The 16037-nt window shown below is 37.8% G+C and carries 12 protein-coding genes and 1 other RNA gene; 9 read left to right on the forward strand and 4 right to left on the reverse strand.

Going from position 1 to position 16037, the window contains the following annotated elements; genetic code table 11:
• The 8 genes from ACYVLS_RS10415 to ssrA all read left to right on the forward strand — a co-directional run.
• On the forward strand, positions 1-164 hold a 164-nt coding region (locus ACYVLS_RS10415; RefSeq protein WP_460324266.1), incomplete at its 5' end, for a zinc ribbon domain-containing protein.
• Positions 165-470: 306 nt separating this feature from the next.
• Positions 471-701 (forward strand): preprotein translocase subunit SecG, encoded by a 231-nt coding sequence (secG, locus tag ACYVLS_RS10420; RefSeq protein ID WP_228587825.1) that lies wholly within the window; start codon positions 471-473, stop codon positions 699-701.
• Between the two features lie 168 nt (positions 702-869).
• Complete coding sequence (locus ACYVLS_RS10425) at positions 870-1610, forward strand: alpha/beta hydrolase (protein ID WP_460324245.1); 741 nt, start codon at positions 870-872, stop codon at positions 1608-1610.
• Complete coding sequence (gene rnr / locus ACYVLS_RS10430) at positions 1611-3995, forward strand: ribonuclease R (RefSeq protein ID WP_460324247.1); 2385 nt, start codon at positions 1611-1613, stop codon at positions 3993-3995.
• 34 nt (positions 3996-4029) lie between these two features.
• Positions 4030-4491 carry an SsrA-binding protein SmpB gene (gene smpB / locus ACYVLS_RS10435; RefSeq protein WP_460324249.1) on the forward strand — a complete coding sequence of 154 codons (462 nt, stop codon included), beginning with the start codon at positions 4030-4032 and terminating at the stop codon, positions 4489-4491.
• 115 nt (positions 4492-4606) lie between these two features.
• On the forward strand, positions 4607-5281 hold the full coding sequence (locus ACYVLS_RS10440; protein WP_460324251.1) for a histidine phosphatase family protein: 675 nt from the start codon (positions 4607-4609) through the stop codon (positions 5279-5281).
• Positions 5282-5538: 257 nt separating this feature from the next.
• Positions 5539-6474, forward strand: coding sequence for a 2-dehydropantoate 2-reductase (locus ACYVLS_RS10445; protein ID WP_460324255.1), 936 nt, complete (start codon positions 5539-5541; stop codon positions 6472-6474).
• 173 nt (positions 6475-6647) lie between these two features.
• Positions 6648-7012, forward strand: a transfer-messenger RNA (tmRNA) gene (gene ssrA, locus ACYVLS_RS10450).
• A gap of 123 nt (positions 7013-7135) precedes the next feature.
• On the opposite strand, the gene ACYVLS_RS10455 is transcribed toward ssrA, so the two are convergent.
• From ACYVLS_RS10455 to ACYVLS_RS10470, 4 genes are all read right to left on the reverse strand, one after another.
• A complete protein-coding gene (locus tag ACYVLS_RS10455; RefSeq protein ID WP_460324257.1) occupies positions 7136-8260 on the reverse strand; it encodes a site-specific integrase in 1125 nt (374 codons plus the stop codon).
• Positions 8261-8372: 112 nt separating this feature from the next.
• The gene (locus tag ACYVLS_RS10460) at positions 8373-9326 is read right to left on the reverse strand and encodes an Abi family protein (protein WP_460324259.1); all 954 of its coding nucleotides are present in this window, start codon (positions 9324-9326) and stop codon (positions 8373-8375) included.
• Between the two features lie 132 nt (positions 9327-9458).
• The gene (locus ACYVLS_RS10465) at positions 9459-12035 is read right to left on the reverse strand and encodes a DEAD/DEAH box helicase family protein (RefSeq protein ID WP_460324260.1); all 2577 of its coding nucleotides are present in this window, start codon (positions 12033-12035) and stop codon (positions 9459-9461) included.
• A gap of 1 nt (position 12036) precedes the next feature.
• Positions 12037-13908 (reverse strand): DNA methyltransferase, encoded by a 1872-nt coding sequence (locus ACYVLS_RS10470; RefSeq protein WP_460324262.1) that lies wholly within the window; start codon positions 13906-13908, stop codon positions 12037-12039.
• Positions 13909-14528: 620 nt separating this feature from the next.
• On the opposite strand from ACYVLS_RS10470, the gene ACYVLS_RS10475 reads away from it, so the two are divergent.
• Positions 14529-14822 carry a hypothetical protein gene (locus tag ACYVLS_RS10475; RefSeq protein WP_460324264.1) on the forward strand — a complete coding sequence of 98 codons (294 nt, stop codon included), beginning with the start codon at positions 14529-14531 and terminating at the stop codon, positions 14820-14822.
• The last annotated feature ends 1215 nt before the right edge of the window (positions 14823-16037 follow it).

A 16037-nucleotide genomic window follows, 5' to 3' on the forward strand; every position in this document is an offset into this window, starting at 1 on the left:
AACACGGTCTGGCTGTCAGAGAATGGACGTGTCCAGCCTGTCAGGCTCATCATGACCGTGATGTGAACGCTGCAAAAAACATCCTTTCCATTGGCATGGGACATGCCTTGGTCAAACAGCCTAAACCACTGCCTGTGAGCATTCGTGCTAAGCAGGCAAGTTAAAGGTGTTCCCAGAAGCTCGGTACTTTAGTACCGATGTAGTTCACCTGTCTGGCGTTGGCATTGATTAGTCTGTCCTTAAACACTTCATATTTTGCATTCATCTTGAATCGCTCCTTATAAAAATGTCTGGTACATGTTTAGCGTAAAATAAAAGAGAGGTTATAGCAAATGTAAGGGTTTAACAAAGCCATTCTGCAGAGGTTCACCCTGAAACAGTCACCGAATTGACGCAATAAGGACTGGAAACGGCAGCCAGAATATGGTATATTATAAAATAGGAGATTTGTAATAAGGAGGTCAGTTTTCATGTATGAGATTCTGTTAACGTTTATGCTTATTTTATCTGTATTCATTATTATTGTTATAGCTATGCAACCTACAAAAACGCAAAGTGCATCAAATGCCTTCATGGGCGGAGCAAGCCAGTTATTTGGGAAAACAAAAGCAAGAGGATTCGAAGCTGTCTTAATCAAGACGACAGTTGTCAGTCTGATTCTGTTCTTTATTCTTTCCTTAGTAATGACTCGCTTATTCTAATTAATATTGAAACGAAAATATGCTTACTCCTGTTGACTTATTTTCAGTACGCTGCTGTGTACTGACTGGTTAATAGGAGTTTTTTTATATCCTGCACACAAAGTTGTGTTTCGGTACAAAATCATACTCAATTAAGGTAAAATGAAGAAGAGAATGAAGGAGGCTACTATGAAACCTAAAAATTTATTTTATGAAAATGGCAAGCGTGCAGTGCTGCTGTTTCACGCATTCACCAGTACATCCAAAGATATGCTGAGTCTTGGACGGGCACTTGAGCGGGCAGATTACACCGTTTATGCGCCGGTATTTTCCGGACACGGAACAAAAAATCCTGATGATCTCTTCGACTACGGAATAGAGGACTGGATTAAAGACGGTCAGGAAGCACTGGCCTTTTTGAAAGATAAGGGATACGAAGAAGTTGCCGTCTTCGGCCTGTCACTTGGCGGGATTGTGGCGACACATCTATTATTAACTGAAGACGTTATCGGTGGCGGAACCTTTTCATCCCCGGTGATTTCAACTCACCGTACAAATGTACCTGAAAACTTCATGGTCTGGTATGCAGATATGAAGGAAAAAGCGGGTTATTCGAGAGAAGAAATAGCCGGCTTGAAGACAACGGCTGAAGCCAAACTGAAAGCCACACTGGACGGTGTCAACAGTCATGTAGCTGAGATGGAAAAAGACTACAGCACCTTGGAGAAGAAACTGTTCGTTGCTCAAGGCGGGCAAGACACCATGATTGAAGCACATTCAGCGGCTGAGTTCAGAGATGCTCTAACACAGGCTGATGTAGACTTCAAGTGGTATGAAGACGGATCACACGTAATAACAACAGGAAAAACTGGAAAAGAATTACAGGTAGACGTATTAACGTATCTCTCTACCTTGGAATGGAGTGATTAAATGAAATCAGAACACGACCAGACAAGAAAAGAACTGAAAAAGCAGATTATCTCATTTATGCAGGAACAGAAAGAAGATGCAATTGAGGTTAATGAAATCAGCGAAGGGCTGAATCGGTCAGGATCAGGGGCCTTTAAGGAACTTGTCCAGGCCATAGCTGAACTGGAGCGCGAGGATAAGATTGTTCTGCTTCAAAGCGGTAAATTCAAGCTGAAAGAAGCCTCTACAGCCATGCAAGGACGCTTCAGCGGAACAGACCGTGGCTTCGGCTTTGTAACGATTGAAGAATATGAGCAGGATATCTTTATCCCACCCACAGAAACAAATTCTGCCTTAAACGGGGACATTGTTAAAGTGGAGGTCACCCAGGAAGCTATGCCTTGGAAAGACAAGGGGCCTGCTGGAACCATCACTGAAATTATAGAACGCGGCACAACGAAAGTATTCGGGGAGTTTCATCCTTACACAGATGATGAAGTGGAAGAGTTAGGCTTATATGGATTCGTTACGCCTCATAATCAAAAACTTCCTAATCCTCTAGTTAAAATAGAAGCAAAGGGTATTCGTCCGGTAGAAGGCAGCATTGTTCAAGTTGAGCTGACAGCCTATGGCGATTCTGCAGAAGGCGATGATCTAAAAGGAATCGTCACGAACACCATCGGACATAAAGATGAACCGGGTGTGGAAATTCTGACAATTGTTCATAAATATGATATTCCCTCAGAATTCCCAGAATCTGTGATAAAAGAAGCAGAAGAGGTACCGGATACGATTTCTGACAAAGATATCGAAGGCCGTAAAGACTTGAGAAACGAGCCGATTATCACGATTGACGGTGCAGATGCGAAAGACTTGGATGATGCCATTCAAGTGAAGAAGCTGGACAACGGCAATTACTATCTGGGCGTGCATATCGCCGATGTCAGCCATTACGTAACCGAAGACAGCGAAATGGACAGAGAAGCCTACGAACGCGGGACAAGTGTCTATTTGACCGACCGTGTTATCCCGATGCTGCCTCAGCGTTTATCTAACGGTATCTGCTCGCTGCATCCGAACGTTGACCGACTGACCCTTTCCTGTGAAATGGAAATTGATCAGAATGGTCAAGTCGTGGACTATTCAGTGTTTCCAAGTGTGATTAAATCGCACCACCGCATGACTTATGCAGCAGTTAATGAAATATTAATGGAAGAAAATGAAGACAGAATAAAAGAATACGAAGCGATTTACCCGATGCTGAAAGATATGGAACAGCTCCATAATATTCTAGAACACAGCCGTGAGCTTCGTGGATCCATTGATTTTGACACCCGTGAAGCGAAGATTGAAGTGGATCCAGAAGGTTTCCCAGTGGATATCATTTTGAGACATCGCGGTGTTGGTGAACGCTTGATTGAATCATTCATGCTGGCAGCGAACGAAACAGTATCTGAGCACTTTGCCCAACAGGACCTGCCGATTCTTTACCGTATTCACGACCGACCGGATGAAGGGAAAATGCAGCGATTTATCGAATTCGTCACTGGCTTTGGTATTGATGTAAAAGCGACAAAAGACTCCATCAGTCCAAAATTATTGCAGGATATTTTAGACAAAGTGAAAGGCAAGCCTGAAGAAGGCGTCATCGGTATGCTGCTTCTGCGCTCCATGCAGCAGGCGAAATACGATGTTCAGCCAATCGGCCACTACGGCCTGGCAGCTGACTTTTACTCCCACTTCACCTCACCGATTAGACGTTACCCGGATTTAATCCTGCACCGTTTAATACATTACTATCAGGAAGTGGACAAGTCACAAAAAGCCAAGCAGAAATGGAACGCCAAATTGCCTGACATCGCTGAACTCAGTTCTGTCAATGAACGCCGCGCAGTCGATGCTGAGCGTGAAACAGATGATCTGAAAAAAGCCGAGTATATGCTAAGCAAAGTCGGCGAAAACTTTGAAGGGGTTATTACTTCTGTGACAAACTTTGGACTCTTTGTCCAGCTGGATAACTCAGTAGAAGGTCTGGTTCATATCTCCAATATGAAAGATGACTACTACGACTACAATGACCGCGATTTAATGATGGTAGGGTCCCGAACAGGGAAGACCTTCCGAATTGGTCAGAAAGTTGAAATTAAAGTCATTGGGTCAGACACAACAAATTACCAGATCGACTTCGAACTGGTGACAGATGACTCTGAACAAAGTAATCAGGACGACAAAGGCGGAAGACGCAGACAGAAAGGCCGCTTCCGCAAGCGCGCGAAAGACACCAAAGAGTCAATTAAAAAACGCAAAGACAGTTTCAAAGGCAAAGCCAAAGGAAAAGACCAAGGAAAAAGCAAAACAAAAGGCAAAGGCCGAAACAAGAACAAAGGCCGTAGAAAGAAAAAATAAGAGCAATTAAAACGTAAATTGTAGGGGGAGTTATATGCCCAAAGGAGACGGCAAGCTTATTGCCCAAAACAGAAAAGCCCGGTATGATTATACGATTCTCGATACCATTGAAGCGGGGATTGTGCTTCAGGGGACTGAAATCAAATCTATTCGGGCTGGACGCATCAACTTGAAAGACGGCTATGCCAGCATTCGCGATGGTGAAATCTGGCTGGTCAATGTGCATATTTCCCCGTTTGAACAGGGAAATCAGTTTAACCATGATCCGGTCAGACCGCGCAAGCTGCTGATGAAGAAAAAGCAGATAGACCAACTCATTGGTGAAGTCAAACAAGGTGGAATCACCCTTGTTCCATTAAAAGTCTATATCAAGAACGGCTTTGCAAAAGTTCTGATTGGCTTGGCAAAAGGGAAGAAACAATACGACAAGCGTGAGACCATCAAGCGTCGCGATCAGGATAGACAACTGAGACGTGCCATCAAGGATAATTATTAATAGCAGGGCACCCGGAGAATGAATCTTTCGGGTGCTTTTCCAATCTATCCTTGTCGATTCTATCAAGGCAATCTGTTAGAATGATAAGAGAACAGATGAACAGGGAGGAAGCACAATGGCTAAAGGAGTAACGATTTATTTTGTCAGACACGGCGAAACGTACTTTAACTATTACGGTCGCATGCAGGGGTGGAGCAATACGCCGTTGACTGAACACGGAAAAGAAGACGTCAGACGCTGCGGAAGAGGACTGAAAGATGTTCAGTTTGACGCCGTCTATACAAGCGATTTGTCACGTACACAAGAAACGGCGTCCTTAATTCTGGAAGAAAACGGACAGCTGGACGACATGAACATGGTTCAGATGCCGGAGTTCAGAGAAGTTTTTTTCGGTTCTATGGAAGGCATGTATGGAGCGGATGCTTACGATAAAGTGAGAGACTACCTGGGTTATGAAACGAGTAAAGAAATGTTCAGAAATACGGATGTCCCGGAAAGAATGAATGCCTTTAGAGCAGTGGACCCGGACAAGTATGCGGAAGACTTCATGATGTTCTGGTCACGTGTGGAAAAAGGGCTGTTGAAACTGATTGACAAACACCGCGATACTGGAGAGAAGATTCTCTTAGTCGCTCACGGCGGAACAATTCGCTACATTCTTCAGAACCTGGTTCCGGAACTGACCAATTCCAAGTCACTCCTGAATGCCAGTGTCTCCGTCGCGCGCTATGAAGACGGTCTGTATCACTTGGAAAAATACAATGATGTATCTCATTTTACGGATGAGTAACAATTGAAATGAAACTGACCCTGCATATACGCTCTTATGCAGGGCTTTTCTATGTCTAAAAACAAATTTTGGTCTAGTTAAGTGTGATGGAAATGTTATCTTCAGATATTTTTCATGAAATTTTCTGAAAAGTTCTGCTATAATTAATATGAAAAGACAACTTGAATAACAATGTCGGGGACGGTCTGAGAATAAGAATGATTCTTCACTTATTTTTAGCCGTTTAAGAAGCAAGCAGAACAAAGGGGATAAGATTCATGAAAATAGCAATAGCAGGCTCAGGCGCACTGGGATGTGGCTTTGGCCATTTACTGCAGAAAAACGGGCAGGATGTCACACTTCTAGATAACTGGGAAGACCACATTCAAGCCATCAAGAAAAACGGACTCACCGTAACAATAAACGGCACGGAAGAAAATCAGGCCATGAAGATAAGCAGGCCCGAAGAAGCAACCGGTGAAATGGACGCGATCTTTGTCTTTACAAAAGCAATGGGTCTGAAGCCGATGATGAAAAGCATTGCCCACCTTATTGGAAAGCAGACGAAAATCATTTGCTTACTGAACGGTTTAGGCCATTTGAGAACACTGGAAGAATACGTGGATAAGAAAAACATCATCATGGGGACGACGGTCTGGACAGCCGGCATTGATGCACCGGGTGTGACGCACTTGAACGGCCAAGGCCCAGTAGAGCTTCAAAACAGTGATCCTGAAGAAATCGAAGAGGCACTGAAAATTGTAGATATTTTAAAAAAAAGTGGGCTTTACGGCGTCTACAGTTCCAACGTCAACTACACCACCTGGCGAAAAGCCTGTGTAAATGGAACGATGAATGCCTTGTGTGCTTTACTGGATACGACGATTGAAAAAGTGTTTGAGTCGTCAACGATTGACTCCATGCTGACGGGCATTGTAACTGAATTCTCCGCTTTGGCCGAGAAACAGGATAACATCAAGCTGGACGTCGAAGAAACCATCAGCTATCTAAAAAATGTGGCCAATAAAGTCGGGGCACACTACCCGTCCATGCATCAGGACCTGGCGAACAAACGCCCAACTGAAATTGACTATTTGAACGGAGCAGTAGCCGAAGCCTCAAAACGGTTCGGTCTGCAGGCACCTTACTGCCAGAAAATCACTGATTTAATCCATGCAAAAGAAGAAATACTGGGTATCCAGACAACCGTTTAGTATGAACCAACCAAGAGAGCATCTGTATAAGGACGGGTGCTCTTTTTTTATCGAAATAGAGCGAGAGACCCTATCAAACCAGCTTACTTATAGAAAGCGAACGGACTTTCTTTTTTTCTCAAAGTATGCTATACTATATAAAGAAATAGAGAAAAACTATTCTACTTTTAAACGGGGTTGTTACGGATTCGACAGGCATAGATTGAGCTTGGGTTGCGTTCTGCAGGTGACGGCTGCATATCAACGTCACAGTTAATTTAACTGCAAACAATAACAATAACTCATACGCTTTAGCTGCGTAATAACAGCTTAGCGTGATCCGACCGGCATCGCCCATGTGCTCGGCACCGGGTCCTATAATAAGTGGGATACGTTCAGTCCTTCCGTCTGCAGGACTGAAAAGAGATTAACAGACTAGCGGCGCATGATGCCTGTTTTACGGCTAATGCTTAGCGAAATCTAAGTAGTAAGACTATGAACGTAGATACTCGAGTGGCAATGTGTCTGGACAGGGGTTCGACTCCCCTCAACTCCATAAAGCAAAAGTTATAAGAAGAATCAAGCCTGTAAATGCTGATAATACTGCATTTACAGGCTTTTATTTTTTGTAGTAAGACGTTATTTAAATATATGAGGGGGGAGTAAAAAGGGGAGAAAGAAATTAAAAGTCAATATGATTGGAAAAACGTTCAGCGAAATCGTCTCTCTGAGCTTTTGTGAGGTGGGTATAGGTATTTTGTGTAGTGGATATATCAAAGTGCCCTAGGCGTCGTTGAATCTCCTCCATAGAGGCACCAGCTTCATGAAGAAGAGTAGCATGTGTATGTCTCAATTTATGAACGGGTATAGGATCTAGTCCTGCTTTTTCAGCGGTACTTCTTAACCATTTTCTAGGTTTAGAAGGTGAGAGCCATTTTCCGTACTCACTGACGAATACCCATTTATGGGGATTATTTTCTCTCCATTCCAGTAATAATTCGAGTGTCTTATTATCAATGGTTGTCATCCGTTTACTTGTATAGTTTTTAGGCTCTTTTAAATAGAGCTCTGTTTTATTTTTTGTACCTGGAACTTTACGTCTGCTAATAGCTTTATCGACCTTTATCATGTAGTTCACAGGGTCAATATCTTCCCAAGTTAATGCTATGGCTTCCCCTTTTCTTAATCCAGTAAAAGCAAGTAATGGTAGCATAGCTTTAGCTTGAAGGTTATCTGAATCATCTAGAATATCCATAAATTGCTTTAGTTCATCTGTTTCGTAGAACGTTTTAGTAGCTGCTTTTTTGGGTTTTCTTGGTTTAGAAACAAGTTCACAAGGATTTGAGAGAATAATTTGCTGCTTTCTGGCATGGTGGAAAACTCGACTCATTTCATCCAGCCACTTGCTGGCATTAGAGAAGGTACTCCACTCATTCACTTGTTTTTGGATCATATTGGCGTCTATTTTACTAATCAGATATGACCCGAACGCTGGGAGAATTCTATTGTTAAACATACCGTCATTTTTTAATAAAGTAGACGCAGCGACAGTATTCTTGTAAGAATCTCTCCAGGAGTCATAGACGTCTTTAAATGTCATATCTTTTTTGTCTTTCACTTCATAGTAAGTCTGATTAGCAACCTGTGCTTGAATTCTTTTTAAGACTATTTTGGCTTCCCGTTTGGTTTTGAATCCTTGTCTGGTAGTCTTTGATTTCTTTCCAGTTAAAGGGTGAACACCAGTATATACTGTAAATTTAAAAGCAGTGTCACCATTTTTCTTAGTGTACTTTTGTATTTCGGCCATTTTTATTCACCTCACCTATGATATACTAGATATACAAAATAAGCCTACGTTGTAGGGTGTTTTGTGGGAACACACCCATGACTTCTTGGCGGGAGAGTGGGTGTGTTTATTTTTACAGTTGATTAATCTTTTCAGTTTCAACATGCCAATCTAAAGGAAAGCCTAATGTTTCTAAAACGTCGTTAGCGCAGATTGTGGTTAGTTTATTATCTAAATGTTTAAATCTCTTTAGTATTGTATTGTGCAGTTGTGCATATTGATTTTTACTTAGAAAAGCTTGTAAACAGAGAAATGTATTGAATACATCTTGTCTCTGATCTTTTTTTGCAATTTTGTAGGGCTTATGAATTACAGGGATGTAACGAGTATTGGTTCGGCATTTATGGCCTAATAATCTATTGTTATGAGCAGAGACATTTCTTATTTCATTTATATTTGAGAGAAAAGAATCAACATCTTCGGCACTTAAAAATGTGTTCGATTGCGTATTGTCTCTTAGAAAAGTATTTAAATCATAGGCTATTTTATTTTTTAGATTATCGTCTAAATACTTGAATAGAAATGTTATTTCTCCAAATGTCATATAATTAACAATTACCCAAATAGGAACATCATTATGGTTGTTAGCATAATGTTTTACGGGATTAGCATTTTTTTCCTTTGATTTATTGGATATGATTCTTGATAATTTAGAGATTAAGGTAGTTACCCTTAACAAATCATTTTCTTTATAAGAGTTTGTTTTTAGATAAGCATAAGGAATATTCTTAAATTTTTCTGAGAAATTATACGATAGTATAGATTTAAAATGGTTCTCAGCAACAATGATGTGTTTGAAGAAAGCAAATTTAACTTCTCTATCAAAAAAATGTATATGAGAAATTTCATCAAACAATGTTCCCTCAATATATTTATTTTCATCCATAAATAATTTGCTATATCCATTTATCACATCATAATAGTTATTAGTTAAAAGATATCTTTTGGCTAACTCCTCATCATCAAAGCTTAAGTTACGATTTTTCAGTAAATCGATTTGTTCGTCTAGTGACTTATGTGGTTTCATAAAAACCTCCTATATATAACAAAAACACCCCTCATGAATAATGAGAGGTGTTTTGCGCTAGTAGTCCCCGTAGAGATCCTACTGCTTATCTGTACTCTCATAATATCATTTTTAGAATTAATGTCAAATTTATTATCCTACGATATACTTCTCAAAATCCTCTCTAAATTCATTCTTATACTGAGTAGTATCAGAATAGAATCTCAATCCTAATAATCGGACGTCCTCATTTTCTGATAGTACTTCAATATCATCTCGCTCTAGTAGGGACGTTAAGAAGTCTTCCTTCCACTTATCAGTTAATCTTAAATGATCACCCTTAGGTTCCAAAAAGACCTGGTAAGTGTAATTTTCGTCCTTCATAAAGAGTAAGAAGTCCGGCATAAATCCTCGTACACCATCTACCTCGACAATCTTAATTTTGCGCTCATTCCTGATTAGATAAACGTCATCGTATTTCTTTCTTAATTCCTCAATGTAATCATTCATGAAGTCTATAAACGAATCTTCCAAATTGTTTACAATGGCTTTGTCATAAATGAACCAGTCAAATTGTCTCATAGATCGTGGCTGCTTAACTTCGCTCATATCTGATACGTTTGCATTTACTTTATTCATTTCAACATAGTAGTCATTAACTAATTCTGAAAAGGCAACACCTTCGAATACTGGTGTTCCACGTTCCTTAGAATAGTTCAAACGAATCTTTTTCTCTAAATACTCAAAGAACTGGTCCACCATTTTAAGCTTTTCTGCTGGCTTCAAATCTTCGATACTAATAGAGATGGGAACTGATATTTTCAAAGTGGCTTCACCTAGAAAGTCTGGACTAGTTAAGAAGTCTTTTATGCTAGTCAGTGCAGGGACATAATGTTTGAAGTTATCAAACTTGAAAAATGTATTACGCTGGATTGCTTTTTGCTTATAGACAGGTTCTATCTTCCAGCTTAATATATGCGTATCATAATTCACTTTAGAAATCAGTGATTTACCGTATTGCTGCTCAATAGCAGGCTGGAAACTAATATCATAAGAATTGAATGCACTGTACTTCTCTAATGTATCAAAGTCATCGGTAGTGGTCTGGACTAATTTGTTGATATAAATTTTCCCGTTCTTAAAGATAGGATGCTTCTTAAAATTCGCTTTAATTTTAGCTTCTAAGCGTTCGTAACTGTCTTCCTTCACTTGGATATTCGCTGCTTCCAGGGACTTGTTAAGATTCTTAATATAGGCGTTAGTGTTAATTGTATGGTAGTGAAGAGACTCTAAAGCTTTTAGGTCTGAACCGATTGGATCAAAGCGGCGTTTATAAGACTGTTCCTCTTCGTATTTAAATGGGAAGTACCGTGCACCACGTCCTATTAGTTGAGCTTCACTATCTGTTGTACTTTTAGTAGTGGAGGCTCCTTCGCTCACTCTTACAATGTCAAAGAGGTTTAAAACATCCCAGCCTTCATTAAGCTTAGCTACAGCAAAAATTGTTCGGATAGGGTTGTTTGGTTCCTCCAAACTATTAAGCATCAGAGCATTATCTTCAGATAGAAACTCTTTGCTGTTTGCATTGATGGTTGTCCCTTCAGTAAAGTCCCACTTTAGATCCTGAAGAACATGGCTTAAGTCTATTGATTGATAGTAATGGAACATTTTCCCCCAAATACCTTGATTATGCTGGTAGAGAGAATAACCATAGTTAATAGCCTCAGTTAATTTCTCAAGAGTCAATCCTTGAATCAGTGAAAGTAAAGTTTCATTCGCTTTAACAGACGTTGCTATTTTATTTGATTTGAATAAAATAACAGGCTTGAGAGAAATGTAATTGTCTTGAGCAATATATTTTCGGTATTGACTAAGAAGAACTGCATGAAACATTTTACGTTCATCATCTTCATCTGCACGTAGCAGCATAACGTTTTTAGAATAGCCGTCATTCATGAAGTGCTTCAGGTCATACTGATATACAATCTTATCGCGGTATTTATCAAACAAAACGTCTTTTGTTAAGTCAATAGTTGCCGTAAACTCTAATAATCTGTTTTCTGGATTCAATGATAACAATTTACTTACTGTATTTTCCCAGGTCTTTTCTTCAGCTTCTTTGGTGTTCAGCTTTCTTTTATCACGTTTTGTCAAAGCGTTGATATGGTGTGCTTCGTCTGCCAGCAAGACTACTTTATCTTCTTCAAGAGATTCAAAAGTCAATGAGTTTTCTCTTGGTTCAGTTAGGTCCAAGTGGAGTTTTTGAATGGTAGTCAATTTAAGATAGATTGTATTCTTGTCAGGTAGAATAGGGAAGACATCAACAATTTGAATGTCGACTTTTTCACCATCAATGGTAATACCATCTTTTGTAAACAGGTACTTCGACGAAGAAACATTTGTTAAGTTATCAAACGTTTTTCTAATGATAGCATCTGTATTTACGAAGAAAATAAAGTTCTGCTGGTTCTGCTGCTTAAATAAATACAGCATAGTTGCAGCAAGTACCAATGTTTTTCCTGATCCAGTTGCCATATGGAATAATAAATGATTGAAGCTCATATTGGCATTATCAGATTCCTGTGCAAATATAAAGTGTTCCAGAGCTTCTTGTTGATATGGGCGTAAATCATGCCCTAAATTATCTGTAATGTAACCAGGTATTTCTGGAGGGCTCTGAAAGAGGTTGAATGAATCAGCTATTTTCTTATGAAGTAACTCTTCAGCCAATTTATTCGCCTCCTTGATTATAGAAAGAGTGGTTAAACTGTTTTACTTCTTCAGAAATATCGTATTGAGTATCATCAATTTCTGAATAGTTTAAATACAGTTGGTTCATATCCAGTACATCAATTAAAACTTCTTTCTTTTTATCGAGTGAGAAAGTTGAGAAGTCTTCATCATCAACAGTTACTTTATGCAACTCAACTTTGAAGTTAAGGTATGCAGAGGACTTCATTTCCTCTAGAATGGTTTCTAACTCTTCCTCAGAAGTAATATCGTTCAATTTATCTATATATTGCTGATTCAAACTATCTAATTCAGCATAGACGAAGCTTCCACCGCCTTGCCAGTCTACATCCTTAGAAATACCGCCTTGCTCACCATCAATGACTTTCTGAAGACGAGGAACTGATACAGTATTAATATAATCCATTTGTTCAATACCAATGAACTGACGATTCATTTTCATGGCGACTGCTTGGGTTGTAGAAGATCCCATAAAGAAGTCGAGTACAATATCATTTTCATTAGATCCAATCTGTATAATACGTTGAATTAATTTTTCCGGTTTTGGAGTTGCAAATGCACTATTGCCAAATAACGATTTTATTTCAGCATTAGCTTGTCTAGTTGTACCAGCTTCATCAGTTCCCCAAACGGATTCTACTGCTCTGCCATCTTGATCTGACAAATATATTTTTCTTATGACTCTTGTTTCGTCTTCATTAAATTTTATCTTTCCTTCTTTTAGTTCCTTTTCAAAAGAATCTTTGCTAAATCTCCATCCATTTGCCGGGTGCTTTATTATTTTCCCACTTGGAGTTTTTACGTCATATTGCAAATTAGGTCTCCAGGCAGAATTCCTGACATCTGACGATCTCCATGGGCCCCGGGGATCATTATCAGGATTGCTATAATTAACATTATCTTTTTTTGATCTTGGTAATGTATTCAATATAAACTTATCATTTTTTTTGTATACCAATAGTTCGTTATGGTGTAGTGAAATTTTGTCTAAATAACCTTTACTTTGTTCATTGTTTTTCCAAATTACATTACTTAGATAGTTTGCTCTTCCAAAAATTGAATCACTTAAAACTTTTAGGTAATGCCCTTCGTGGTTGTCGATGTTTATCCAAATCGAGCCATCATCACTCAATAACTCTCTGGCTATCTCTAAACGGTTTTTGATAAAGGATAGCCATGTAGAATGATTAAACTTGTCATTATACTGAAAGCTATCATTACCAGTATTATAGGGGGGGTCTATATAAATCAATTTTACTTTTCCTGCATAACGTTCTTTTAAACTATGTAGAGCCAAGAGATTATTCCCTTTAAGAATCAAGTTCTCATCATCGTTAAATTCAGTAATTTCACGTTCTCCATCTTTGTCATATTTGTTGATATTAGTGAGTACCTTAGGAGAGAAAAGCGTATCAATTTCTTCTTTAGCAATAACATTGTGGTAATAAACTTCTTTTTTACCTTCATCCTCATTAGACATCCCACCTTCTAACACACAATCTTTAAAAGGGAAGTCGAGAACGACATCAGTATTATAGTTAAGATATTTACCATCCGTAGTTAAGCCTATTTCATTACGGTACTTAGTATAGCTATTATCCCAATAATTCTTATATCGTAGCATTTCAATAAATTCATCGACTTTAAAAATAGTCATATCTCCAACGGGAAGAGCATATGTCTCTTTAATTATTTCATTTGATAGTAGAGCAATAATCACTGATTCATCATATTTTCTTAGATCCTCTATGACTTTGTTTTTTAGTAGTGTTTCGTCATCCCAATATTCAGGAAAATCAGAAAGTATAGTCTTAATGTTGCTTATAAGTGTTGTTTGAATTGATGATGTCATGGAAAGTCTCCTTAAATAAATTTGTTCAGTAAAAATTATTTTAACTATTTGCAAAAAAATATTATATAATTGTTTAGTACACTAGTACAATCTTACGGTAAATTAAGTAGACCTACAATAAGATAATTAATTTATACATTTCTTTATTATAAAATCGTTTAGCAAATAGTTCATAGTTCAATTTATTTGATTGCATCTTTGTAAATGTCTATGAAATAAAAGAGAAGAGGCCCTAAATGAATCGTCTAGAGTTAGAAAAAATATTTTTTGAACAGGGTGATATAATAATAAAAGCTTATTATAAAAATAATATATTATAAGATTAGTGATTTCTGATAATGATACTAGCTTAGTTAAAATCTTATAACAATATTTTACTTATACTTCTGCAATTTGACTAATCGGTTCAGTTAAAACCTATCCCCTTGAAAACTTTTTAAGTTTTTATAAAGTATGATTTATTCAGATATGCTAGTATATTAATTAATGAACTCTATTGTGTGCAATATTCTAGTCTATACAGAGTAATCAATCTTTATGGTTCATTAATATCTATAGAAATTTTTACGTTCTCTTGATTTAATTTTAACTAGGTTAAGATACATATATATTAAAAGGATGTGTTAGTTATAAAATTTGTAGATAACAGAATTTATCGGGAAAAAAATGGCGAGATTATTAAAGCTAAAACTGAAATTTTAGACGGTAAAGGAAATACTTACAAGGTAGTTATTGTTGAAGGTATGAGAGTAAAAGTTGTACCTTTAAATTCGAATAAGAAGCGGAACAGGGATAGAATAGGAGTAGTTACTGGATTTACGGAACAATATGAAGGGGTAAGAGCTAAAGTCCAATTTGAAGATACTAAGGGTATTGGAAAAATAGTAATGCAAGAGATAGAGATAATAAAATAAGTCCTTCCGGTCTCACAAAATCTCCACGTTCCAACGAGGCACAGGGCTGGCAATAACAAATACCAAGATGTCTTTTCAGATTTTCATTAAGATTAGACATATCTACCCCAGGGTTTAATGTTACGGTTTTGACTAGAGCAGAAACTGCTTTGCCTAGCCTAAGTGCTCTTGGAGGGATTGTTAGACTCGTAATGAGACCTTCGGTATGCGAGATAATCTTTCTAGCAAGTAGATACTCTGAGTTCTTATAATTCCGTTATTTATCCAAATATAAAAGCATGTCGTACTGGTAATGTTATAGGTATCGAAAAAGCTTTGCGCTGTAGTAAAAACGACAACTACACCCGGAGACTATTTACCGCTAGGTATCTTCTAGTTAGCGTACTCAATTAATGATTCCCTTTCTAACGCGTCCATTTATCGCCGGCCACAGCTCAATCGATCTCTACAATAAGCTGATTGGACAAGTCGTATCATTTCATTAGATAATGTGCTTATAAGTTTTACCGTTTTACTTTTAAGACTTGAGCTGGATAATTTTTTCACATTTAGCGTCATTAACTAATCGTAGGAAACATGCAACTAATCGCCACGGTAATATATTTGTTTAAATTGTTATGTCTTCAAAATTGCTAATTATACCTAATTTAAAAAACAAAAGTGTTTCTACTTATTTAATGATTTATTGTTGCAAGAGTGCCTCATACTATTTCATCCTGTATATTGAAAGTTAGCTCCAAAAGCTAATTTTACTAATAAAACCATCTTTATTATTTAGATTAATCAAATAAAGCTAAACAGTTTTAAACTGATAGACGTTCCAAAATACTTCGTTTTAGTTACTACAACATACTATTAGAGTTGCCAATAGTGAAGACTCACCTAATCTTAGTGGTTGTTGATTCTGGAATATACGTACATTAATAATTAAAATGTATGATTCAGTTTAAGAAAGCGAGAATCAAAAATTTTATTTTGATAAGAAATTCAAGGTCTTAATAGACACGTAAAGTAATCAGGTGTTAGAAAAATTTGATTATATATTTCAAAGGTGTAAAATATATCTGAACTTAAGAAATAAATATATACCTGAACAATTCATACTTTTCGTTGAAACATGTGCCAACTGCCTAACGGCAGCTTAAATTTACTTTTTCATTTTCACCTGTTAAGTGATGAAAAAAGAACCCCATTCTGATATGGTAAAGGTGTCTA

Source organism: Alkalibacterium psychrotolerans, from assembly GCF_054784355.1.

Coding starts and splice junctions, on each gene's coding strand:
- ACYVLS_RS10440 (WP_460324251.1), top strand. CDS start 4,607: ATGGCTAAAGGAGTAACGATTTATTTTGTCAGACACGGCGAAACGTAC.
- smpB (WP_460324249.1), top strand. CDS start 4,030: ATGCCCAAAGGAGACGGCAAGCTTATTGCCCAAAACAGAAAAGCCCGG.
- ACYVLS_RS10460 (WP_460324259.1), bottom strand. CDS start 9,326: ATGAAACCACATAAGTCACTAGACGAACAAATCGATTTACTGAAAAAT.
- rnr (WP_460324247.1), top strand. CDS start 1,611: ATGAAATCAGAACACGACCAGACAAGAAAAGAACTGAAAAAGCAGATT.
- ACYVLS_RS10445 (WP_460324255.1), top strand. CDS start 5,539: ATGAAAATAGCAATAGCAGGCTCAGGCGCACTGGGATGTGGCTTTGGC.
- ACYVLS_RS10455 (WP_460324257.1), bottom strand. CDS start 8,260: ATGGCCGAAATACAAAAGTACACTAAGAAAAATGGTGACACTGCTTTT.
- ACYVLS_RS10470 (WP_460324262.1), bottom strand. CDS start 13,908: ATGACATCATCAATTCAAACAACACTTATAAGCAACATTAAGACTATA.
- ACYVLS_RS10425 (WP_460324245.1), top strand. CDS start 870: ATGAAACCTAAAAATTTATTTTATGAAAATGGCAAGCGTGCAGTGCTG.
- secG (WP_228587825.1), top strand. CDS start 471: ATGTATGAGATTCTGTTAACGTTTATGCTTATTTTATCTGTATTCATT.